22 protein-coding genes are annotated in these 21202 nt (G+C 63.7%); 12 read left to right on the top strand and 10 right to left on the bottom strand.

The features are described 5' to 3' along the window. Positions 1 to 19: 19 nt before the first annotated feature. The 6 genes from ASD99_RS01845 to ASD99_RS01820 all read right to left on the bottom strand — a co-directional run bounded on the left by ASD99_RS01845 (position 20) and on the right by ASD99_RS01820 (position 6032). Positions 20 to 766 carry an FAD-binding oxidoreductase gene (locus ASD99_RS01845; RefSeq protein ID WP_057142527.1) on the bottom strand — a complete coding sequence of 249 codons (747 nt, stop codon included), beginning with the start codon at positions 764 to 766 and terminating at the stop codon, positions 20 to 22. Beyond that, positions 763 to 1374 carry a molybdopterin-dependent oxidoreductase gene (locus tag ASD99_RS01840; protein ID WP_057142682.1) on the bottom strand — a complete coding sequence of 204 codons (612 nt, stop codon included), beginning with the start codon at positions 1372 to 1374 and terminating at the stop codon, positions 763 to 765. The genes ASD99_RS01845 and ASD99_RS01840 overlap by 4 nt, the downstream gene beginning before the upstream one ends. A gap of 150 nt (positions 1375 to 1524) precedes the next feature. Next, positions 1525 to 3051, bottom strand: a complete 1527-nt coding sequence (locus tag ASD99_RS01835; protein WP_057142681.1) for a DegQ family serine endoprotease — start codon at positions 3049 to 3051, stop codon at positions 1525 to 1527. Positions 3052 to 3298: 247 nt separating this feature from the next. Next, positions 3299 to 4015, bottom strand: a complete 717-nt coding sequence (locus ASD99_RS01830) for an MBL fold metallo-hydrolase (protein ID WP_057142526.1) — start codon at positions 4013 to 4015, stop codon at positions 3299 to 3301. Beyond that, positions 4015 to 5181, bottom strand: coding sequence for a diphosphate--fructose-6-phosphate 1-phosphotransferase (locus ASD99_RS01825; protein ID WP_057142525.1), 1167 nt, complete (start codon positions 5179 to 5181; stop codon positions 4015 to 4017). The genes ASD99_RS01830 and ASD99_RS01825 overlap by 1 nt, the downstream gene beginning before the upstream one ends. Positions 5182 to 5267: 86 nt before the next feature. Then, positions 5268 to 6032 carry a L,D-transpeptidase gene (locus ASD99_RS01820; protein WP_057142524.1) on the bottom strand — a complete coding sequence of 255 codons (765 nt, stop codon included), beginning with the start codon at positions 6030 to 6032 and terminating at the stop codon, positions 5268 to 5270. Between the two features lie 458 nt (positions 6033 to 6490). Here ASD99_RS01820 and ASD99_RS01815 point away from each other — a divergent pair, with 458 nt between their 5' ends. Then, complete coding sequence (locus ASD99_RS01815; RefSeq protein WP_057142523.1) at positions 6491 to 7114, top strand: LysE family translocator; 624 nt, start codon at positions 6491 to 6493, stop codon at positions 7112 to 7114. Between the two features lie 48 nt (positions 7115 to 7162). Here the strand turns inward: ASD99_RS01815 and ASD99_RS35070 are convergent, their stop codons facing one another. Continuing rightward, entirely contained in the window at positions 7163 to 7288 is a 126-nt protein-coding gene (locus tag ASD99_RS35070; protein WP_274533677.1) for a hypothetical protein, read from the bottom strand. Between the two features lie 225 nt (positions 7289 to 7513). Here ASD99_RS35070 and ASD99_RS01810 point away from each other — a divergent pair, with 225 nt between their 5' ends. After that, positions 7514 to 8836, top strand: coding sequence for a tetratricopeptide repeat protein (locus ASD99_RS01810; RefSeq protein ID WP_057142522.1), 1323 nt, complete (start codon positions 7514 to 7516; stop codon positions 8834 to 8836). 81 nt (positions 8837 to 8917) lie between these two features. After that, positions 8918 to 10372, top strand: coding sequence for a xylulokinase (xylB, locus tag ASD99_RS01805; RefSeq protein WP_057142680.1), 1455 nt, complete (start codon positions 8918 to 8920; stop codon positions 10370 to 10372). A gap of 32 nt (positions 10373 to 10404) precedes the next feature. Here xylB and ASD99_RS01800 read toward each other — a convergent pair whose 3' ends face one another. Further along, positions 10405 to 10767 (bottom strand): nuclear transport factor 2 family protein, encoded by a 363-nt coding sequence (locus tag ASD99_RS01800; RefSeq protein ID WP_057142521.1) that lies wholly within the window; start codon positions 10765 to 10767, stop codon positions 10405 to 10407. A 136-nt stretch (positions 10768 to 10903) separates the two neighbouring features. On the opposite strand from ASD99_RS01800, the gene xylA reads away from it, so the two are divergent. Further along, positions 10904 to 12229 (top strand): xylose isomerase, encoded by a 1326-nt coding sequence (xylA, locus tag ASD99_RS01795; protein WP_056589422.1) that lies wholly within the window; start codon positions 10904 to 10906, stop codon positions 12227 to 12229. 61 nt (positions 12230 to 12290) lie between these two features. Here the strand turns inward: xylA and ASD99_RS34500 are convergent, their stop codons facing one another. After that, positions 12291 to 12689, bottom strand: a complete 399-nt coding sequence (locus ASD99_RS34500; RefSeq protein ID WP_244497576.1) for a hypothetical protein — start codon at positions 12687 to 12689, stop codon at positions 12291 to 12293. Between ASD99_RS34500 and ASD99_RS34495 the strand changes: the two genes are divergently transcribed. Continuing rightward, a complete protein-coding gene (locus ASD99_RS34495) occupies positions 12570 to 12944 on the top strand; it encodes a GNAT family N-acetyltransferase (RefSeq protein ID WP_320410751.1) in 375 nt (124 codons plus the stop codon). The genes ASD99_RS34500 and ASD99_RS34495 overlap by 120 nt on opposite strands. A 178-nt stretch (positions 12945 to 13122) precedes the next feature. Next, entirely contained in the window at positions 13123 to 13326 is a 204-nt protein-coding gene (locus tag ASD99_RS01785) for a hypothetical protein (RefSeq protein WP_056589415.1), read from the top strand. A gap of 14 nt (positions 13327 to 13340) precedes the next feature. Here ASD99_RS01785 and ASD99_RS01780 read toward each other — a convergent pair whose 3' ends face one another. Next, positions 13341 to 14321, bottom strand: a complete 981-nt coding sequence (locus ASD99_RS01780) for a GlxA family transcriptional regulator (RefSeq protein ID WP_057142520.1) — start codon at positions 14319 to 14321, stop codon at positions 13341 to 13343. A 133-nt stretch (positions 14322 to 14454) separates the two neighbouring features. Here ASD99_RS01780 and ASD99_RS01775 point away from each other — a divergent pair, with 133 nt between their 5' ends. The 6 genes from ASD99_RS01775 to ASD99_RS01750 are packed head-to-tail and all read left to right on the top strand — an operon-like array spanning position 14455 to position 21149. Then, a complete protein-coding gene (locus ASD99_RS01775; protein WP_056589410.1) occupies positions 14455 to 15372 on the top strand; it encodes a 3-keto-5-aminohexanoate cleavage protein in 918 nt (305 codons plus the stop codon). Positions 15373 to 15394: 22 nt separating this feature from the next. After that, complete coding sequence (locus tag ASD99_RS01770) at positions 15395 to 16024, top strand: HD domain-containing protein (protein ID WP_057142519.1); 630 nt, start codon at positions 15395 to 15397, stop codon at positions 16022 to 16024. Continuing rightward, positions 16021 to 17124 (top strand): carnitine 3-dehydrogenase, encoded by a 1104-nt coding sequence (locus ASD99_RS01765; protein ID WP_056589405.1) that lies wholly within the window; start codon positions 16021 to 16023, stop codon positions 17122 to 17124. The genes ASD99_RS01770 and ASD99_RS01765 overlap by 4 nt, the downstream gene beginning before the upstream one ends. 4 nt (positions 17125 to 17128) lie before the next feature. Then, positions 17129 to 18292, top strand: a complete 1164-nt coding sequence (locus tag ASD99_RS01760; RefSeq protein WP_057142518.1) for an acyl-CoA dehydrogenase family protein — start codon at positions 17129 to 17131, stop codon at positions 18290 to 18292. Between the two features lie 3 nt (positions 18293 to 18295). Further along, complete coding sequence (locus tag ASD99_RS01755; protein WP_057142517.1) at positions 18296 to 20374, top strand: acetate--CoA ligase family protein; 2079 nt, start codon at positions 18296 to 18298, stop codon at positions 20372 to 20374. Further along, positions 20367 to 21149: a carnitinyl-CoA dehydratase gene (locus tag ASD99_RS01750; protein WP_056589398.1), complete on the top strand. Its 783-nt coding sequence runs from the start codon at positions 20367 to 20369 to the stop codon at positions 21147 to 21149. The genes ASD99_RS01755 and ASD99_RS01750 overlap by 8 nt, the downstream gene beginning before the upstream one ends. The last annotated feature ends 53 nt before the right edge of the window (positions 21150 to 21202 follow it).

The raw sequence follows: 21202 nt of genomic DNA, 5'->3' as shown, positions 1-21202 counted from the left end.
AGCGAAAGGCGGCGTTCGTTCAAACTCCGTACCGTTCGGTGCGAATGTTTTGCGCCGCAACGCCGGCATCGATCAGCGCCTGGGCGGCGGCGGAAACGAACGCATTGGAGCCGCAGACAAAGGCGAGACCGGGCGGCTCGGGCAGCCGCGCCATCGCTTGCGCCATCATCGCGACGTCCACCCGCCGCGAATAATCGGCGGGACGGCGTGCGGCCTCGCGCGTCAGCGTCAGCACCAGATCGAAGCCGTGCTGGCGATCATCGAGGGTGATCAGTTCGTCACGAAAGATCACTTCGTCCCAGACCCGAGCTGAAAAGACCAGGACGACGGGCACGCTCGAATTCTGCGCGGCGCGATGGCGGACCATCGACATCAAGGGAACGACGCCCGAACCGCCGCCGACCAGCACAAGCGGGCCATTCTCATCTTCTGGCCAGACGAAATGCCCGCCGAGCGGTCCGCGCAGTTCGATTTCGTCGCCAATTGCCGCGACCTCGTGGAAGAAGGGCGAAACCTCACCGTCGTCGAGTTTTTCAATCGCCAGTTCGATCACATCGTTCGTTTCGGGTGCGGAGGCGATGGAATAGGAGCGGCGCGCCTGATAGCCGTCGGGCGCCGTCAGCCTGACGTCGACATGCTGCCCGGCGCGATAGGCAAAGGGCCGAGACGGCTGGAAGAAGAAGCTGGTGACACGCGGCGTGCGCTTTTCGATGCGGACAATCCTGACTGTCTGCCAAGGCGATTGCACTGCCGCTGCATCGCTCATGGATCGTCCGTGTAGCGCTGTTCGCGCCACGGATCGCCGTAGATGTGGTAGCCGCGCAATTCCCAGAAACCGGGTTCGTCGCGCGTGGTGAATTGCAGGCCGTTCAGCCATTTGGCCGACTTCCAGAAATAGAGATGCGGCACTAGCAGTCTTGCCGGGCCACCATGGTCCGGCGTTATCGGCTTACTTTCGTAAAGCAGCGCCACCATGGCCTTGCCGGCGGTGAGATCCTTGACCGGCACATTGGTCGTGTAACCATCGAACGCGTGCGCCAGCGTGAAGCCGGTCGGTGGCTCCAACCCCGCGTCGGCAAGGATATCGTCGACCAACACACCCTGCCACGGCGTGTCGAACTTGGTCCATGCGGTCACGCAATGGATGTCGCGCGTCATCTTGGTCAACGGCAGCGCGTTGAACTCGGCCCAGTTCCATGTCTTGATCGGGCGTGGCCCATGCTTCAGGGTGAAAGACCAATCCTCGATGCGCACACGCGGCGTTGGGCCGGCCGACAGCACTGGAAAACCCTGTTCGAGATATTGGCCGGGCGGTATGCGCGCATCGCCATCGGTTGGCGGGCGCCGTCCTGAAGAGAAACCCCGGGTGACCATCGCGGCAATCCCCTGCATCAAGCCACCATCGGCCTGATGCAGTGTTCTTGAAGATGTCGTGGCGGGCAACCGAAATCTTGACGGGCAGAGGCCGGCGGGGATCGTCACCGACGAGCCCTGCCGATCCTGCATTCACGTCAACGCCACATGTCAGCCGTTGGCGAAAGGCACCGCAACATAGATCTGGCTGCCTTCGCGCTCGACCAGCAGAAGCACAGACTTGCGGCCGGACTTGCCGGCCTGGGCGATCGCCTGCGTCACTTGCCTGGCGCTCTTCACCGGTACCTGATTGACGGCGGCTATGATGTCGCCGGCCTGGATTCCGGATGCCGCGGCCGCCTTGTCTGGATTGACGCTGGCAACCATCGCGCCGTGCTGATTGTCGGCGAGATTCATCTGCTCGCGGATGTCAGGGGTGATGTCCATCAGGCCAAGCCCGATCGCCGGAAGGCGCGAGCCTTGCTCGGCGCTTGGCGTGCCGGAACCGTCGTCCGCCGACGCGGTCTTCACATCGTCGGTGTTGCGGCCGACAGCGACGGAAATCTGTACCGCCCTGCCCTTGCGCCAAACGACCAGCGTCTCCCGGGCGCCGGGCGCGACATTGGCGACCGCCCGCGACAGGTCCTTGGGATCCTTCACGTCCTGTCCGGCAAAGCTGGTGATGACGTCGCCTGTCTGGACACCGGCGCCGGCTGCCGGCGAGCCGTCATTGACCTGCGAAACCAGCGCGCCGCCAGGATGATCTAGCCCAATGGCGCTAGCCACATCCGGCGTCACCGGCTGGATCTCGACGCCGAGATAGCCGTACTGGATCGAGCCGTCCTTCATCAGCTTGGCGACCACTTTCTGGGCCTGATCCGACGGAATGGCGAAGCCCACGCCGACGCTGCCGCCATTGGGCGAATAGATCGCCGCGTTGATGCCGACGACATTGCCGTTTATATCGACCAGCGGACCACCGGAATTGCCGTGATTGATCGGGGCGTCGATCTGGATGAAGTCGTCAAACGGTCCGCTGTGCAGGTCGCGGCCGCGTGCAGAAACAATGCCTGCGGTGACCGTGGTGCCGATGCCGAACGGATTGCCGATCGCCAGCACCTGGTCGCCGGTCATCAACTTGTCGGAGTCACCCCATTTGACCGTCGGCAGGGACTTGCCGGCTTTGATCTTGAGCACGGCGAGATCGTTCTTGGCGTCGCGGCCGACGAGCGTTGCGGGAAGTTCGGTGCCATCGTCGAGCGTCACCTTGATCGAAGAGGCGCCATCGATGACGTGATTGTTGGTGACGATGGTGCCATCGGAGGCGACGATGAAGCCGGAGCCGAGTGCCTCGGCCCGCTGTGCCTGTTCCTGCGGCGGCGTGCGCGGAGCAGCCCTGCCCTTGTCGCCGAAGAACTGGCGGAAATAGTCGTCGAATGGCGAGTTGCCGAGAGGCATGCCGTCATCGGTGCTTTCCGGCTGCGCCTTCATGACGGTGGTAACCGTGACCACGGCCGGCTTGTCGGCGGCCACGATGGGAGCGAACGAACCGTTGGGCGCAGTGATGCCGGCGACAGGTGTCTGGGTTGTCGGAACGGTGTTGCCCGCGCTTTGGGCGAAAGAGATCACGAAGGGGGATATGATTAGCGCAGCGCCCAGCAAGGCCGCGACGCGATGTCTGCGAAGGATATCTGACATGGTCGTTTGTCCGGGCGAGAGTTGATCCTGCGCCATGGCCTCTTCCCATGCAGGGAAAAGGTTTCCGGCGTGTCGAGGGTCGCTATTGCCTGTCTCGCCTGGCATGGCAGCCGACCGGATCGACAGCCTGCATCTAGGGCGCAGATCGGCCCGATTTAGGGTTTTCGGGCGACCTTACGAAGATTTAATCTCCGGACGACGGCAGGTCACAATGTCGTCAGGCGGGGCTTTTCTACTCCGCCGGGCGTCAGATCCCGACGGTTCGCCCGAGATAGGTCGTGGCAATCGCGCGCATGCGCTTGCCGTCGAAGCTCGGTCCGTGTCCGCCATGACCGATGCGGATCGGCAGGTCGAGCAGGCGCTGCATCGTACTGACATAGGCGACCATGTCCGAATCCGGCAGGTCGTCGATCAGCGTGTCGTCGTAGATGGCGTCGCCGCTGAAGAACAGGCCGTCAGCCTCATCGAACAGCGCGATAGAATCCGGGGAATGGCCGGGCAGATGCAGCACACGAAACTGCCGGTCGCCGAGATCGACCACATCGCCCTCGTCCAGGGTTCGCGTCAACGGCGCGGACGGGATATTGTAGTCGGCCGCCTTCCAGCCCGGCGCCGGCAGTCTCGAGACGGCGCCTTCGAGATCGTGGAACATGTAAGCGTAGGTCGCCGCCACATCCATGCTCTCGAATTGTTCCGCGTTCATCCTTGGCCCGGCCCGCAACGGAAATTCGTGCAGCGAGCCGACATGGTCGAGATGGATGTGGGTGGCGACGACCAGCAGCGGCTTGCCGTTGAACGTCTCGATCTCGGGCGCCAGCGGGCAGATACCCATGCCGGTGTCTACGAGCAGGTCGGCGTCGCGGCCGCGCAGATGCCAGATGTTGGCGCGCAGGTACTCATGCACGAACGGTTCGGTCAGCATCGTTGTCTTGTCGTCGACGATGCTCCTGCTGAACCAGTCCATCAGACGAAGGGCTTCCCGACCTTGTACTTTTCCGGCACCAGCCGCTTGAGGTAGGCCATGCCGGCATCGGACAGCTGATTGACGTCGGGCTTCATGAAATCATCCGGCATGTGGCGGGTCTTGCCGGCGACGTTCTTCAGCGGCACCTTCTTCAGCACCGTTTTGGTGCCGTCATATTGCAGCGCCACCGAGCCGCCACCCTGTTCGGCGACAGTGACTGCAAAAGCGCCGGCATCGAAAGCCTCCTGCGCGTCGACGGCGCTAATGGCGCCGATATAGCCGCGCGGCATGTAGCCGAGTGCGTCGACGCGGGCCCGCTTGCCCGGCAGGCCTTCGGCCAGCGCGCGCTCAAGTGCGGCCGGCAGGTCACTGCCCGACAACTTGACGTTGCCATGCGCGTCGCGCTCCAGTTTGTCCGGCGGCACCAGGCTTTCGACCAACGCCTTGCCGTCGGCGGTGCTGACGCCTTCCGATACGGCGACGATGCATCGTTTGTGGCGATCGAGCGTGGCGCGGACGTCATCAATGAAGCCAGCGGCCGAGAATGGGCGCTCGGGCACATAGACGAGGTGCGGTCCGCTGTCGAGGTCGAGCTGCCAGGCAGCGGCCGCGGCAGTGAGGAAGCCGGCATGCCGGCCCATGACGATGCCGACATAGATGCCTGGCAGAGCGCGAAAATCGAGATCGACGGAGAGGAAGGCGCCGGCGACGAACTCGGCCGCGGAGATGAAGCCCGGCGTGTGGTCGTTTTCCTCAAGGTCATTGTCGATGGTCTTCGGCGCATGGACGAAGGCGATAGAGCCGCCGGCGGCGTCGGTCAGGATCTGCTGCGTGCCCGACGTGTCGTTGCCGCCGATGTAGATGAAAGCGTCGGCGCCGGCCTTCTTCAGGCCGTTGAGGATGACGTCGCAATAGGCAGCATCCGGCTTGTCGCGGGTCGAGCCAAGGGCCGCACTTGGCGTGCCCGCAATCAGCCGCAGCCGGTCTTCCGGGATGGCGGAGAGGTCGACATAATTGCCGTCACGAATGCCGCGCACGCCATGGATGGAGCCGAGGACCTTGGCGCCGGGATGCCGCTTGCGGATCTCCAGCGTCGCCCCGACCACCGTCTGGTTGATGACGGCGGTTGGGCCGCCGCCCTGCGCGATAACAAAAGTTCCGGCCATTCCTGACGTCTCCCGAGCGATGAATTCGCAGGCACATTCGCCTGTCTTTCGTTATCGCGCAACGGAAGAGTGGACCGGGTGACGCGTCAGACGACGACGACCGGATTTTTCTTGGAGACGCGGCTGTAGAGATCGATGATGTCCTGGTTGATCAGGCGCACGCAGCCCGACGACATCGCCTGGCCGATGCTCCACCACTCGGGCGAACCGTGGATGCGGTAGCCGGTATCCTTGCCGTCCTGGTAGATGTAGAGGGCGCGGGCGCCGAGCGGGTTGGTGAGGCCGCCGGGCTGGCCGGCCTGCCACTTCACCAGTTCCGGCTTGCGGGCGATCATTTCGGGCGGAGGCGTCCAGGTCGGCCATTCCCTGCCGTACTGGATGTTGGCGCGGCCCGACCAGCGGAAACCGTCCTTGCCGATGCCGACGCCGTAGCGGATGGCATCGCCGCCCGGCTGGACGAGATAGAGCATGCGCTCCTGCAGATGGACGACGATGGTGCCGGGCGCCTCGCCTGTCGTGTCGACGACGATCTGGCGGCGGAATTCCGACTTTACCTTGAGATAGGGCACTTCCGGTACATTGAAGCCGCCATCCGTCATCGCGGCATACATCACGCCGGGGCTGGTGATGTTCTTGTCGACGCTGATGCTCGGCCGGATCGGTATCGAACCGGTGGTGACGTTGTCGAGGTCGAGCGCCGGCAGGCCGCCTCCCGAGGTCGAGCAGCCGGCGGCGCTGAGCAGCGCGAGCGCCCCTGCCCCGGACAGGACGGCACGGCGGGAAAGATGATGATCGGTTTCGAATGCGTCGCCGTTTCGCGGCGGCGTCAGACCTTGCGGCAACTCACGCATATACCCAAACCCTACGCTGTCGGCGGGAAGCACGGTCCGGCCGGATAGTAGGCATTTTCATCATTCATGGTTGATAAAGCGTGAAGACCTTGCACAGCTTGCGTTTGCGCGTTGCCCGGCGGGCGCTCGACCCTCCTGCCTGACCATTGACTGGGATCTGCTGCACAAAAAGACCTCGGTCGTGTCATAATCCCGGCGCCGGCGTTTCCTACCTCTCAAGCGATCAGCGAGGGGCCTCCAAGTGCAAGACCTTGAAAACCGACATCACGCTTTTTGCCGCTGCCATTGTCGCGGCATCAACCGCTCTCGGTGCCAATGTCAGCCCGGCCGATATCGTGAGCACGCTGAGCGGCGCGAACTGACGCCGGTCTGCCGTTGGCGCAGTTAGGGAAATCGCCTCTTTACATTCTCCCGGGCCTAAGGATTTATCCTCTTCCTTGAGCTCAAAGGAGACGGGCATGTCCTTCGAAAACTGGGCCGCCTTTGCCGCCGCGTCGACGATTCTTCTCATCATTCCGGGTCCGACCATCCTGCTGGTCGTGTCCTACGCACTGGGCCAGGGCTGGCGCACCGCCCTGCCGATGGCCGTCGGCGTGGCGCTGGGCGACTTCACCGCGATGACCTTGTCGATGCTGGGCATCGGCGCGCTGCTGGCGGCTTCGGCGACCGTCTTCACCATCCTGAAGCTGATCGGCGCCGGCTATCTGATCTATCTCGGCGTGAAACTGTTTCGCGCCGGCGGCGCGCTGAAAGCCGAACCGCGCACCGATGCGGTATCATCGGCCAAGATGATGGCGCATGCCTGGCTGGTCACCGCGCTCAACCCGAAAAGCATCACCTTCTTCGTCGCCTTCCTGCCGCAGTTCCTCGACCGCCACGCCGATTTCTGGACGCAGATGCTGATCTTCGAGACGACCTTCCTGGCGCTCGCCTGCGCCAATGCCTTCGGCTATGCGCTGATCGCGGCACGCGCACGCAACGTCGTGCGCAATCCCAAGGCAATCCGCATCTTCAACCGCACCGGCGGCACGCTGCTGGTCGGCGCCGGCATCGCCACTGTGGCGATGCGTTCGGGTAATTAGGCTCTCTGACCGTGATCCCGAAACCGGTTTCCGGAATCATGGCCGGCTTCACCATTTGACGCTGAAGCCGAGATTGCCTTCGAGGACACGGCGTTTGTCGCCACCGAGATTTGTGGTGTAGTCGCCGGTGGCGAAGATGCTGACCTTGGCGCCTTCGTCGCAGCAAAGCAACATCTCCTTCCGCACTCTCCAAACGACTGTTCGGAAGTATTTTTTCAGATGCCGCGTCGCGTTGTTTCGATTTTACAAAGTTTAACCTGCCTATCATGGTTGCCAAACTGGAAAGACTACTGAAACGCTCTAACGAAGCGCGTGAGTGGCGTGTCCGTGGCCCATGCTTTAGGATCCCCTCGGGCCGAAGGATCGAGGGCCTGTCACGGGTCGATGAAAGGACATCGCATGGCAATCAGGGACGCATTCGGCCTGACGCTTTCTGGTGCAACGGAGGTGGGATTCGCGACCTACAACCAAGCGGTGCGTGAACTGCAGTGCTTCATCGGCGACCCCGTTGCCTCCATCGACAGCGCCATCGCGGAAGATCCCGGCTTCGTCATGGCGCATGTCTTCAAGGGCTATCTCTTCGGCCTCGCCACCGAGCGGGAGGCGACGGCGGTGGCCAAGGCTTGCCATGAGGCGTCACTGCCGCTTGCCGCGACCACACGCGAGCAGGCGCATGTCGCAGCCCTTGGTCACCTCGCCAACGGGCGTTGGCATGAGGCCAGCCGCGTTCTTGAAGATATCACCATCGAGACCCCGCGCGACGGGCTGGCGCTGCAGGTCGGCCACCAGATCGATTTCTTCACCGGCAATGCCCGCATGCTGCGCGACCGTATCGCCCGCGCCCTGCCAGCCTGGCAAAGCGGCATGCCCGGCTACCACGCCATGCTCGGCATGCAGGCGTTCGGGCTGGAGGAAATGGGCGACTATATCAGGGCCGAACAGCTTGGCCGCTCGGCAGTCGACATGGAGCCGCGCGACGGCTGGGCTCAGCATGCCGTCGCCCATGTCATGGAGATGCAAAGCCGGCAAAGGGATGGCATCGCCTGGATGCGCGCTAACCCGGAAGCGTGGACACGGGAGAGCTTCCTGCAGGTCCACAATTGGTGGCACCTGGCGCTGTTCCATTATGATCTCGGCGAAACGGACGACGTTCTTGCGCTCTATGATGGCCCCATCTACGGCGTGCAATCGACGATGGCGCTCAACATGGTCGATGCCTCGGCAATCCTGTGGCGGCTCCGCCTCGGCGGTTTCGATGTCGGCGACCGCTGGGCAGAGCTCGCCGCCAACTGGCGCAAGGCAGGCGCCGGCCTTTATGCCTTCAATGATGCCCACGCGATGATGGCCTTTGTCGGTGCAGGGCTCGACGCCCCGGCTCAGACCTTGCTCGAGGCGCAGCGTGAGGCCATGCGCGGCAATGACGACAACGCGGCTTTCACAAGGGATGTCGGCCATCCGCTGACGCTTGCCATCAAGGCGTTCGGTGAGGGCAACTATACCGAGACCGTGCGCCTGATCCGGCCGATCCGGGCAATCGCCCATCGTTTCGGCGGCAGCCACGCCCAGCGCGACGTCATCGACCTGACACTGATCGAGGCGGCCCTGCGCGCCGGCGAGGGTGCGCTGGCCAGGGCGCTCACGGCAGAACGTTCGATGGCGCGACCCGACAGTCCGCTGTCAGCGCTGTTTCTGCGACGCGCCGCCGATTTGTCGGAGAATTGACCCGAAGCGGATCTTGTTTTAAAAACTGGCCAAGCCAGATTTTTTCGGAGCTCGAAAAAATTAATGGCATGGGAGGAAATCATGTATCTCGGCCTCGATCTCGGGACATCGGGCGTCAAGGCGCTGCTGATCGATGCCGGGCAGACCGTCATCGGCTCCGGCCATGCGTCGCTCGATGTTTCACGCCTGCATCCAGGCTGGTCGGAACAGAATCCCGACGACTGGATCCGGGCCTGTGAGGAGGCGGTTGCCGACCTCAAAGCCAGGCATCCCAGGGAATTCGCTGCGGTCAAGGGTATCGGCCTGTCCGGCCATATGCATGGCGCAACGCTGCTCGATGCCGCCGACAAGGTGCTGCGCCCCTGCATCCTGTGGAACGACACACGCAGCCATGCCGAGGCCGCCGTCCTCGATGCCGATCCGCGCTTCCGCGCGCTGACCGGCAACATCGTCTTTCCCGGTTTCACCGCGCCAAAGCTTGCCTGGGTGAAGAACAACGAGCCCGCTGTCTTCGCCAAGGTCGCAAAAGTGCTGCTGCCCAAGGATTTCCTGCGGCTCTGGCTCACGGGCGAACACATTTCGGAAATGTCGGATTCTGCCGGCACGTCCTGGCTCGATGTCGGCAAGCGGCGCTGGAGCGCGGACCTGCTCGCGGCGACATCGCTCGACGAAAAGCAGATGCCGTCGCTGGTCGAGGGTACGCAGAAGGCCGGCGCCTTGCGCGCCGACTTGGCCTCGAAATGGGGCGTCCCGGCCGGCATTCCGATCGCCGGTGGCGCCGGCGACAATGCCGCCTCGGCCTGCGGCATGGGCACGGTCGGCGCCGGCCACGCCTTCGTTTCGCTCGGCACATCGGGCGTGCTGTTTGCCGCCAATGCTTCCTACCTGCCCAACCCGGCAAGTGCCGTCCATACCTTCTGCCACTCGCTTCCGAACACCTGGCACCAGATGGGCGTCATCCTGTCGGCAACCGATTCGCTCAACTGGCTGTCCGAAATCACCGGGAAGAGCGCCGGCGAATTGACCGCCGAACTCGGCGACACGTTGAAGGCGCCCAGCGGGGTGTCCTTCCTGCCTTACCTCTCAGGCGAGCGCACACCCTACAATGATTCCGCCATTCGCGGCGCGTTCACCGGCCTGGCGCATGAATCGAGCCGTGCGGTGCTGACGCAGGCCGTGCTCGAAGGCGTCGCCTTCGCCTTCCGCGACAGCCTCGAAGCCCTGGCCACAGCCGGCACGACCTTGACGCGGGTGACGGCGATCGGCGGCGGTTCGCGTTCGCGCTATTGGCTGAAGGCGATTGCCACCGCGCTTCAACTGCCTGTCGACATTCCCGCCGACGGCGACTTCGGCGCCGCCTTCGGTGCTGCGCGCCTCGGCCTGATCGCGGCGACGGGTGCCGATCCGCTTCAAATCTGTACGGCACCGAGGACCGATGCGACGATCGAACCGGACGCCGCCCTAGGGGGTGTCTACGCGGAAGCTTATCAGCACTACCGGGCGCTCTATCCGGCAATCAAGGTCACCACGGCGTGAGCAACTTCTCGCCCACGCCGCGGCTTGCCAGCTCACTGCGCCGGCACCTTGTCGAGGAAGCCGGTGACGCTCTTCAGGCAGCCGTTCTCGATGACGCCGATGTCGGTGCCTTCGATGACGGAAGGAATGCCTTCCGGACCAAGGTTCCACGAGAAGCGGATCTTGTCGGCAAAACCGTCCGGCGCGCCCTTCAGCGAGAATCGGAAGCCGGCAAAGCGCTGCTGCACGCCGTCGATCAGAGCCGCGACGCCCGCATGGCCATCGCCCTGCATGAGTGGATCGCGGTAGCTGACGTCTTCAGTGAAGGTCGCCTTGAGCAAGTCGGCCCGGCGCTCGGCATCGCTCTCGTTCCAGGCGGTGATGTAGTTTTGGGCGATCTTGTTGAGGTCGGTCATGGTCTGTCTCCTTTGTTTGACGGTTTTGACACGAGCCTTTTCGACCAGCGGAAGAACGAAACCAATTACGCCTGAGGTAATCAGGGCGAATTACCTGAGGTAATCAGGGCGAACTATTCGAAAGAGGAAAAAGACCATGAGCAGCGGATTTTTCGGCGACATCCAGAAAATCAAGTACGAGGGGCCAGATTCGACCAATCCGCTGGCCTACCGGTTCTACAATCCCGATGAGGTCGTCGCCGGCAAGCGGCTGGAAGACCATCTGCGCTTTGCCGTCGCCTATTGGCATTCCTTTGCCTGGCCGGGCGGCGATCCGTTCGGCGGCCAGACCTTCGACCGTCCCTGGTTCCCCAAGGCCGGCGGCATCGATACGATGGAACTGGCCAAGCTCAAGGCCGATGTCGCCTTCGAGATGTTCTCGCTGCTCGGCGCTCCCTATTTCTGCTTCCACGATGCCGATGTGCGGCCGGAGGGCAAGGACTTTTCCGAAAGTGCGGCTCGCCTCGACGAGATCGCCGACTACTTCGCCGGAAAGATGAAGCAGACCGGCGTCAAGCTGCTTTGGGGCACGGCCAACCTGTTCTCCAATCGCCGTTTCATGTCGGGTGCGGCCACCAATCCCGATCCGGATGTGTTTGCCTATGCGGCGGCGACGGTAAAAAGCTGTCTCGACGTCACCAAGCGGCTGAAGGGCGAGAACTACGTGCTGTGGGGCGGGCGCGAGGGCTATGAGACGCTGCTCAACACCGACCTTGCCCGCGAGCAGGAGCAGGCCGGCCGGTTCCTCAGCATGGTCGTCGATTACAAGCACAAGATCGGCTTCAAGGGCACGATCCTGATCGAACCTAAGCCGCAGGAGCCGACCAAGCACCAGTATGATTACGATGTCGCCACCGTCTACGGCTTCCTCAAGCGCTTCGGGCTGGAGAAGGAGGTCAAGCTCAACATCGAGCAGGGCCACGCCATCCTGGCCGGCCATTCCTTCGAGCACGAGCTGGCGCTGGCCAATGCGCTCGGCGTCTTCGGCTCGATCGACATGAACCGCAACGACTACCAATCGGGCTGGGACACCGACCAGTTCCCCAACAACGTGCCCGAGATGGCGCTGGCCTACTACCAGGTCCTGCAGGCCGGCGGCTTCAAGACCGGCGGCACCAATTTCGACGCCAAGCTGCGCCGCCAGTCGCTCGATCCGCAGGACCTGCTGATCGGCCATATCGGCGGCATGGACTCTTGCGCACGCGGTCTGAAGGCCGCGGCCCGCATGGTCGAGGACAAGGCGCTGTCAGCCCCGCTGGCCGAACGTTATGCCGGCTGGAACACGGCCGAGGGCAAGGCGATGCTTTCCGGCAAGCGCACGCTGGAAGACATCGCCGAGCGCGTCGTCAAGAAGAAGATCGAGCCGCAGCCAAGGTCGGGCCGTCAGGAACTGCTGGAAAACATCGTCAACCGCTACGTGTGAAGCCCGATCTCTGGACCGACATCCGCTACCTCTGGCTGAAAGCCGCAGCCATCACCATCTGCTAGTCAGCGCATTTCGCGAGAGGCTGCCGAGGATCGCATGGATCTTTGGCGGCCTGCACGCGATCAAGGTGCCGCACCGCCGAAAAGGCGACGCGGCGGCCTTTACTTTGATGCATGTCGTCGTCCCAAAACCGCTGTGCACTTTTGGGGGGACGTGCATTGGCAGGAGACGGGAAATGGCAGAGGATCGAACCATCGTGCGCCCGGCGCAGGCAAGCGATATCCCGGCTTTGAAGCGGCTCCTGTAGGAAACATTCGAAGGCACCTGGCTGCCTAACATCACCGAGGCAGCGGCGCAGCGCTATGTCGAGACGGATATTGGCGGGCGTTATGTCGACCAGAGCTGGCCTAAATTTGCCGTTGCCGAGATCGATGGCGCGGTCGCCGGCCTGATCCATTGGCGCGCGGACTTCATCGAAGCCCTACACGTCATGGCGTCCCGTCAACGGCAAGATGTCGGCCGCAAGCTGCTTTCCCATGCCGAACAGGCGATCGGCGCCGCCGGATCGGCGCAGGCGCGGCTGGAAACCGACACGTTCAACATGCCTGCGCAAGCACTCTACAAGGCGGTCGGCTATATCGAGAAAACCCGCTATCCAGATGACGAATGGGACAGTGGCTTCACCACGGTGCTGTTCGAAAAGTGGCTGTAGATTTCTGCTTGACCTGACCTGCCCAGACGCAGGATCAAACTTTACGCGAGGGCGCGTCCGACGACACGGTTTTGCCCTTTGCCGCCCTTCAATGACCTCGCTCTTGCCTTCAAACAGCCGTCACGTATCTCGTATAAGACTGGCTCGTGGCGGGAGAGGAAGAAGGAGGCGAACCGATATGCAGAACGAACGTGAAATCGACGCCCTGCTCTCACCGGGCGAAGCCGGATCTATCATCGACCGGTTGATGGCGATGCCGAGGAAAACCGACGGCGCCAAGATCTCGAACGAGTGGGATCGCGCCGTCGCGAGCCGCTTTGAGACCCATCTTGCCAGACAGATGCGCTCGCAGATCGACGGCGACCGTCAGAACGCGGCCTGATCGCCCGTTGAAACCTACCCCCTCCGCAGCCTGATCGGCGCTTCGCCGAAAGCCCTTGAAAACGCTCTCGAAAACGCCGCGGCGGACGAAAATCCGGTCCGCCCGGCAATATCGGCCATGGCTACCCTTGTATCGACCACCAGCCGGCGGGCGGCGCCGAGGCGCAGCCTGAGGTAATAGGCGCCCGGCGTCTCGCCGATCGACTTGCGAAAGATGCTCTCCAGTGTCCGCGCCGTCACCCCGGCGCGCTTTGCCATCGCCTCTATGGTCAGCGGCTGATCGACATGCGATTCCATCAGCCGGATGGCTTGCGCAAGGCGCGGGTCGTAGCCGTCGAGCCGGCCGAGCGAGACCAGCGGCTGCGCGTCGGTGGCGGCGCGCGCCTGATCGTAGATAAAGACGCTGGCGACATCGAGCGCGACAGCCATGCCGAGCCGCGTGCGAATGAGATGCAGCATCAGGTCGAAGGTCGGCGACGCGCCACCCGACGTGAACACCGGCCCATCGATGACATAGCGGTCCGGGCGGACATCGACACCTGGGAAGGCCGAGGAAAAATCCTCCATGTCCTCCCAATGGGTGGTGGCGCTGCGCCCTTCCAAGAGGCCGGCACGCGCCACCAGCCAGGTGCCGGCTTCGACGCCGCCGCAAGCGCGTGCTGTCCGCGCCGCGCGACGCAGGCCCGACAACAGAGCCGAGGTTGCATAGTTCTGGGTGCCGAAGCCGGCGACGACGACAAGAACGTCGGTTGGCTCGGCCGCATCGAAGCGGCCACTGACCGCCACCGGCAGGCCGCATGTGGTGACCGGAGCCTCGCCGGTCACCGAGACCAGCCGGAAATCGAACAGGGTTTCACCGGAGATGCGGTTGGCGGCGCGCAGCGGATCGACGGCCGAGGCCACGCACATGATGGATGAGCCGGAAAACACCAGCAGCGTCACCTTGAGCGGCAGGCGCTCGGCACGAAAGATCGTTGGTTTCTCGCTTTTCGTCATGGAAGCTTCGTAAAACGCAAAACAGTTTCCGGCAAGTCGGGCATTGTTGATTGGTCTTTGTGCATGTCGTTATGCCAAAACCGGTTCCCACTTTTGGGCGACATGCATAGTGTTTCTATCGGAGGAGAGTTCCATGCCGCTTGCGATGAACCGTGAGGTTTTCATTACCTGTGCCGTGACCGGGTCCGGCGGCTCGCAGGATCGCAGCCCGCATGTGCCGCGCTCGCCCAAGCAGATCGCCGACTCGGCCATCGATGCGGCCAAGGCGGGCGCTGCGATCGTGCATTGCCATGTGCGTGATCCCGAAACCGGCAAGCCCAGGCGTGACGTGCATCTCTACCGCGAAGTGACCGAGCGCGTCCGCGAGGCCAATGTCGATGTGGTGCTGAACCTGACCGCCGGCATGGGCGGCGACATGGTGTTCGGCTCGCCGGAAGCGCCGCTGCCGCTCAACGAAAAGGGCACCGATATGGGTGGCGCCACCAACCGCATGGAACATGTGCGCCAGTGCCTGCCGGAAATCTGCACGCTCGACTGCGGCACCATGAACTTCGCCGAGGCCGACTATGTCATGACCAACACGCCCGGCATGCTGCGCGCCATGGGCGGCATGATGACTGCGCTCGGCGTCAAGCCGGAGATCGAGGCTTTCGACACCGGCCATCTGTGGTTCGCCAAGCAGTTGGTCGAGGAAAAGGTGCTCAACCCCGATGCGCTGGTGCAGCTTTGCATGGGCGTGCCGTGGGGCGCGCCTGACGACCTGAACACCTTCATGGCCATGGTCAACAATGTGCCGTCGACCTGGAACTGGTCGGCCTTCGCCATCGGCCGCAACCAGATGGCCTATGCCGCGGCAGCTGTGCTGGCCGGCGGCAATGTCCGCGTCGGGCTGGAAGACAATCTGTGGCTCGACAAGGGTGTGCTGGCGACCAATGCGCAACTCGTTGAGCGTGCCGCCAGCATCGTCACCAATCTGGGCGCCAGGATCATCGGCCCGGAGGAGGTGCGCAAGAAGCTGAACCTGACCAAGCGGGCGCCGATAGCCGCATAGATTATTCGCTGGGGAGGTCGGCATGAGTACCGTAAAATTCACCGCGATGAAGGATGGCGACCGGGACGACTACGAGTTCCTGACCGCGCATGAGATCGACTATGCGGCCAGGACCGGCGAGCGGCTGCTCGACGCGCTGGTGCAGCTCGACGAGGGCCTGTCCGGCTACAAGATCACCCGGCTCGGCCATTCGCTGCAGGCGGCAACGCGGGCCTGGCGCGACGGCGCCGACACCGACTGGATCACTTGTGCGCTGCTGCACGATATCGGCGACATCTATGCGCCCTACAATCACGATGAATATGCCGCATCGATCCTGAAACCCTTCGTGCGCGAACAATGCACCTGGGTGGTGGAAAAGCACGGCGACTTTCAGCGGCTCTATTATGCCCATCATCTCGGCGGCAACCGCCATGCGCGCGACCGCTTTGCCGGCCACGCCTATTTCGACGATTGCGACCAGTTTTGCGAACGCTGGGACCAGTCGAGCTTCGACCCCGACTATGACACGCTACCGATCGAATTCTTCCGGCCCTTCGTGCTCGAGGTCTTTGCCCGCAAGGCCTACGATGCGACCGTGATCCGCGCCGGAGAGCGCGTGCCTCTCACCGATCCAACAACAGCCAAGACAAGAACCGGAGCCTCCGCATGAGCATCATCAACAAGGCAGCCGCCATCGGCGGTGGCGTCATCGGTGCCGGCTGGGTGGCGCGGCTGCTCCTGAACGGCATCGACGTGTCGATCTTCGACCCAGATCCCGAGGCATCGCGCAAGGTTGGCGAAGTGATGAAGGGCGCGCGCCGCGCCTACAAGCAGATGGTGCCCGGCGGCCTGCCGAAAGAGGGCAAGCTGACCTTCGCCAAGACCATCGCCGAGGCGGTGGCCGATGCCGATTTCATCCAGGAAAGCGTGCCGGAGCGGCTTGACCTCAAACATCGCGTGCTGGCAGAGATCGACGCACATGCGCCGGCCAACGCGATTGTCGGCTCGTCGACCTCCGGCATCAAGCCGACCGACATGCAGGTGGCGATGAAGAAGCATCCGGAGCGGCTGGTCGTCGGCCACCCGTTCAACCCGGTCTATCTCCTGCCGCTGGTGGAGATCGTCGGCGGCGAACAGACCTTCCCCGAGGCGATCGAGGTCGCCAAGGAGATGTATACCTCGATCGGCATGAAGCCGGTCGTCATCCGCAAGGAAATCGAGGCCTTCGTCGGCGACCGCCTGCTCGAAGCGGCATGGCGCGAGGCGCTGTGGCTGATCAAGGACGGCATCTGCACGGTCGAGGAACTCGACGACATCATGCGCTATGGCTTTGGCCTGCGCTGGGCGCAGATGGGCATGTTCCAGGTCTATCGCGTCGCCGGCGGCGAGGCCGGCATGCGCCACTTCATGGCGCAGTTCGGCCCGTGCCTGAAATGGCCATGGACCAAGCTGATGGACGTGCCGGAGTTCAACGACGAGCTGGTCGACCTGATCGCCACGCAGTCGGACGACCAGGCGCATGGGCTGTCGATCCGTGAGCTGGAAAAGATCCGCGACGACAATTTGGTCGCGATCATGGACGCGCTGTCGAAGCAGAACAAAGGCAAGGGCTGGGGCGCCGGCGCTTTGCATAAGGACTACACCAAGCAGCTGGCCAAGCTGGCGGCGAAGAAACCGACGGCCTCCAAGGCCGCCGAGAAGGCCAAGGCCTTGAAGCCGGTAAAGAAAGCCGAGAAGCCAAAGAAAAAGACCGGCAAGAAGAAAGGCTGAGAGCATGGATTTCGGGCTGTCGGAGGAGCAGAGGCTCATCGTCGAGACGACGCGTGCGTTCGTCGAGAACGAGCTTTACCCGCATGAGCGCGAGGTCGAGCGCACCGGCGTGCTGCGCCGCGAGCTGATCGAGGAGATCAAGGTCAAGGCGATCGAGGCCGGGCTCTATGCCGCCAACATGCCGGCCGACGTCGGCGGCGCCGGCCTGGATACGGTGACCTGGCTGCTCTACGAGAAAGAACTCGGCCGCGCTAACTATGCGCTGCACTGGACCTGCGTGGCGCGCCCCTCCAACATCCTGCTTGCCGGCACGCCGGAGCAGCGCGAGAAATATCTGTTCCCCTGCATCCGTGGCGAGAAATGGGACTGCCTGGCGATGACCGAGCCGGGCGCCGGCTCGGATCTGCGCGGCATGAAGGCAACCGCCGTACAGGATGTGGACGACTGGGTGCTGAACGGCACCAAGCATTTTATCTCCCACGCCGACCTCGCCGACTTTGCGATCGTGTTCATGGCTTCCGGCGAAGAGGATTCGCCGCGCGGCAAGCGCAAGAAGATCACCGCCTTCTTCGTCGACAAGGGCACCAAGGGTTTCACGGTGCGTGACGGCTATCGCAATGTCTCGCATCGCGGCTATACCAACGCCATCCTTGAATTCGACGATTGCCGGCTGCCAGCAAGTCAGGTTCTGGGCGAAGTCCACAAGGGTTTCGACGTCGCCAATTCATGGCTCGGCGCCACCCGGCTACAGGTCGGCGCCACCTGTCTCGGCCGTGCCGAGCGGGCGCTTGGCCATGCGGTGGAATATGCCGCGCAGCGCCAGCAGTTCGGCCAGCAGATCGGCAAGTTCCAGGGCGTGTCGTTCAAGCTCGCCGACATGGCGACCGAACTGAAGGCCGCCGACCTGATGGTGTTCGAAGCCGGCTGGAAGTACGATCAGGGCACCGTCACCGACCAGGACATGGCCATGGCCAAGCTGAAGGCCACCGAAATGCTCGCTTTCGTCGCCGATGAGGCGATCCAGGTCCATGGCGGCATGGGGCTGATGGACGACCTGCCGCTGGAGCGTATCTGGCGCGACGCGCGCGTCGAGCGCATCTGGGAAGGCACGTCCGAGATCCAGCGCCACATCATTTCAAGGGCGCTGCTGCGCCCGTTTGGGGCATAACATATGCATAGACTTGAGCGTCTCCTGCGGCCGAAATCGATCGTCGTGTTCGGCGGGGCGCAGGCTGCAGCCGTCGTCGCGCAATCGATCAAGATGGGCTTTGCCGGCGAGATCTGGCCGGTGCATCCGACCAAGGGCGAGGTCGCCGGCCGCAAGGCCTATCGCTCTGTCGCCGATCTGCCGGGCGCGCCGGATGCCGCCTTTGTCGGCGTCAACCGGCATTTGACCATCGAAGTGGTCAAGGCGCTGGCTGAACGCGGCGCCGGCGGCGCCGTCTGCTTTGCCGCCGGCTTCCTCGAGACCGAGGCCTATGACGACGACGGCGAGCGGCTGCAGGCCGAGCTGGTCGCGGCAGCTGGCTCGATGCCGATCATCGGGCCGAATTGCTATGGCCTGATCAATTACGCCGACGGCGCGCTTCTGTGGCCCGACCAGCATGGTGGCATAAGACTGGCCGAGGGCGGCAAGGGCGTTGCCATCATCACCCAGTCCTCCAACATCGCCATCAACATGACCATGCAAAAGCGCGGTCTGCCGGTCGCCTTTCTGATGACCGCCGGCAACCAGGCTCAGACCGGCCTGTCCGAGATGGCGCTCGGCCTGATCGAGGACGAGCGGGTCACGTCGCTCGGCCTGCACATCGAGGCCTTCGATTCGGTAGCCGGCTTTGAACGGCTGGCGGCCCGAGCCCGCGAGCTGAAGAAGCCGATCATCGCCATGAAGGTTGGCCGTTCCGAACAGGCCAGACAGGCGACCGTCTCGCACACCGCCTCGCTGGCCGGTTCGGACGCGGCCTCGGGCGCGTTCCTGAGACGGCTTGGCATTGCGCGCGTCGATTCCATCCCCGCCTTCATCGAGGCGCTGAAGCTGTTGCACATCACCGGGCCTTTGCCCGGCTACAAACTGTCGTCGATGAGCTGCTCGGGCGGTGAAGCCTCGGTCATGGCCGACAGTGCCGAAGGCCGCTGGGTCAATTTTCCGGTGCTGACTGACAGGCACCGTGCCCATGTCAAATCGACGCTTGGGCCGCTGGTCGCTGTCGCCAACCCGCTCGACTACCACACCTTCATCTGGAACAACGAGCCGGCGATGACCGCCACCTTCACCGCCATGGTGTCGGGCGGCTTCGACTTGAACATGCTGGTGCTGGATTTCCCGCGCCCGGACCGCTGCTCGGACACCGACTGGTGGGCGACGCTGCGCGCCTTCGAATCGGCGCTGAAGACAAACAAGGCGCAAGGCGCGATCGTCTCCTCGCTGCCGGAAAACCTGCCCGAGGAATACACCGCCGGGCTGATGGCGCGCGGCATGGTGCCGTTGTTCGGAATTTCCGAGGCGATGGATGCAGCCGGGGCGGCAGCCTTCATCGGCTGGGCCTGGGCTGAGCCGCAGGCGCAGCCGATCGACACGTCCGCCGCCGGTGCGCCTGGCGGTGACCACATCACCCCTGATGAGGCCGAGGCGAAGTCCCGCCTCATTCAGGCCGGCCTGCCGGTGCCGAAAGGCGAACGCGCCGCCAATGCGGTCGAGGCGGTGATCTCGTCCATGGCGCTCGGCTTCCCCGTGGCGCTGAAGGCGCTCGGCGTCACCCACAAATCCGAGGTTGGCGCTGTCAGGCTCAATCTCAGGGATGCCGAATCCGTCAGCACGGCAGCGCATGACCTGTTGCCGCTCGGCACGGGGCTCTATGTCGAGCGCATGGTGCGCGACGGCGTCGCCGAACTGATCGTCGGGTTCACCCGCGACCCGATGTTCGGCGCGGTGATGACCTTGGGGACTGGCGGCGTGCTGGTCGAGCTGTTGCGCGACAGCGTCACGCTGATGCTGCCGGCAACGCGCGACGACATCGAGGCGGCATTGCGCGGCCTGAAACTGTTCCCGCTGCTCGACGGCTATCGCGGCAGGCCGAAAGCCGATGTCGCCGCTGCCATCGACGCCATATCGGGCATTGCCGGCTTCGTGCAGAAGAATGCCGGCGAGATCGAGGAACTCGACATCAACCCGCTGATCGTCTGCGCGGAAGGCAAGGGCGCCTGGATCGCCGACGCACTGCTGGTGCTGGGAGACAAGAAGAATGTCTGACGTCATTTCGACCCGCCGCGAAGGCACCATCCTTGAGGTCACGCTCGACCGGCCCAAGGCCAACGCCATCGACCTGAAGACCTCGCGGCTGATGGGCGAGACCTTCAAGGCGTTTCGCGACGATCCGGAGTTGCGCGTCGCCATCGTCAAGACCGCGGGCGACAAGTTCTTCTGCGCCGGCTGGGACTTGAAGGCGGCCGCCGGCGGCGACGCGGTCGACGGCGACTATGGCGTCGGCGGCTTTGCCGGCCTTCAGGAATTGCGCGACCTCAACAAGCCGGTCATCGCTTGCGTCAACGGCATGGCGGTCGGCGGCGGCTTCGAGCTGGCGCTGTCCTGCGACCTCATCTACGCCTCCGATCATTCGTCCTTCGCGCTGCCCGAAATCCGCGCCGGCACGCTGGCCGACGCGGCAACGATCAAGCTGCCGAAGCGCATGCCCTACCATGTCGCCATGGACCTTTTGCTCACAGGCCGCTGGATGGATGTCGCCGAGGCGCATCGCTGGGGCCTGGTCAACGAAGTGTTGCCCAAGGAGAAGCTCGAGGAGCGCGTCTGGGAGATCGCCCGGCTGCTGGCCAGCGGCCCGCCGCTGGTCTTCGCCGCGATCAAGGAAACGGCGCGTGTGGCCGAGGCGCTTACATTCCAGGACGCGATGAACAGGGTGACGCGGCGCCAACTGGCGACCGTCGATGCGCTCTACGGCTCCGAGGACAATATGGAAGGCTTTCGCGCGTTTGCGGAAAAGCGCGATCCGGTTTGGAAGGGGAAATGACCCACTTTTACCCTCCCCTCGATGGGGAGGGTCGGACCGAAGGTCCGGGGTGG

The organism is Mesorhizobium sp. Root695, assembly GCF_001428185.1.
Classification (GTDB): domain Bacteria; phylum Pseudomonadota; class Alphaproteobacteria; order Rhizobiales; family Rhizobiaceae; genus Mesorhizobium.
This window is presented reverse-complemented; position numbering and strand designations above follow the sequence as displayed.

What these genes read in the sequence shown, in the direction of transcription:
- ASD99_RS34500 (WP_244497576.1), bottom strand. Translation starts at nt 12,689, where the DNA reads ATGGATCAGGCCGGCGACCGCGCCATCGATCTCGGCAACGGCAAATTT.
- ASD99_RS01760 (WP_057142518.1), top strand. Translation starts at nt 17,129, where the DNA reads ATGGATTTCGGGCTGTCGGAGGAGCAGAGGCTCATCGTCGAGACGACG.
- ASD99_RS01840 (WP_057142682.1), bottom strand. Translation starts at nt 1,374, where the DNA reads ATGGTCACCCGGGGTTTCTCTTCAGGACGGCGCCCGCCAACCGATGGC.
- ASD99_RS01780 (WP_057142520.1), bottom strand. Translation starts at nt 14,321, where the DNA reads ATGACGAAAAGCGAGAAACCAACGATCTTTCGTGCCGAGCGCCTGCCG.
- ASD99_RS01820 (WP_057142524.1), bottom strand. Translation starts at nt 6,032, where the DNA reads ATGCGTGAGTTGCCGCAAGGTCTGACGCCGCCGCGAAACGGCGACGCA.
- ASD99_RS35070 (WP_274533677.1), bottom strand. Translation starts at nt 7,288, where the DNA reads ATGTTGCTTTGCTGCGACGAAGGCGCCAAGGTCAGCATCTTCGCCACC.
- ASD99_RS01750 (WP_056589398.1), top strand. Translation starts at nt 20,367, where the DNA reads ATGTCTGACGTCATTTCGACCCGCCGCGAAGGCACCATCCTTGAGGTC.
- ASD99_RS01785 (WP_056589415.1), top strand. Translation starts at nt 13,123, where the DNA reads ATGCAGAACGAACGTGAAATCGACGCCCTGCTCTCACCGGGCGAAGCC.
- ASD99_RS01800 (WP_057142521.1), bottom strand. Translation starts at nt 10,767, where the DNA reads ATGACCGACCTCAACAAGATCGCCCAAAACTACATCACCGCCTGGAAC.
- ASD99_RS01765 (WP_056589405.1), top strand. Translation starts at nt 16,021, where the DNA reads ATGAGCATCATCAACAAGGCAGCCGCCATCGGCGGTGGCGTCATCGGT.
- ASD99_RS01830 (WP_057142526.1), bottom strand. Translation starts at nt 4,015, where the DNA reads ATGGACTGGTTCAGCAGGAGCATCGTCGACGACAAGACAACGATGCTG.
- xylB (WP_057142680.1), top strand. Translation starts at nt 8,918, where the DNA reads ATGTATCTCGGCCTCGATCTCGGGACATCGGGCGTCAAGGCGCTGCTG.
- ASD99_RS01815 (WP_057142523.1), top strand. Translation starts at nt 6,491, where the DNA reads ATGTCCTTCGAAAACTGGGCCGCCTTTGCCGCCGCGTCGACGATTCTT.
- ASD99_RS01770 (WP_057142519.1), top strand. Translation starts at nt 15,395, where the DNA reads ATGAGTACCGTAAAATTCACCGCGATGAAGGATGGCGACCGGGACGAC.
- ASD99_RS01755 (WP_057142517.1), top strand. Translation starts at nt 18,296, where the DNA reads ATGCATAGACTTGAGCGTCTCCTGCGGCCGAAATCGATCGTCGTGTTC.
- ASD99_RS01775 (WP_056589410.1), top strand. Translation starts at nt 14,455, where the DNA reads ATGCCGCTTGCGATGAACCGTGAGGTTTTCATTACCTGTGCCGTGACC.
- ASD99_RS01825 (WP_057142525.1), bottom strand. Translation starts at nt 5,181, where the DNA reads ATGGCCGGAACTTTTGTTATCGCGCAGGGCGGCGGCCCAACCGCCGTC.
- ASD99_RS01845 (WP_057142527.1), bottom strand. Translation starts at nt 766, where the DNA reads ATGAGCGATGCAGCGGCAGTGCAATCGCCTTGGCAGACAGTCAGGATT.
- ASD99_RS01810 (WP_057142522.1), top strand. Translation starts at nt 7,514, where the DNA reads ATGGCAATCAGGGACGCATTCGGCCTGACGCTTTCTGGTGCAACGGAG.
- xylA (WP_056589422.1), top strand. Translation starts at nt 10,904, where the DNA reads ATGAGCAGCGGATTTTTCGGCGACATCCAGAAAATCAAGTACGAGGGG.
- ASD99_RS01835 (WP_057142681.1), bottom strand. Translation starts at nt 3,051, where the DNA reads ATGTCAGATATCCTTCGCAGACATCGCGTCGCGGCCTTGCTGGGCGCT.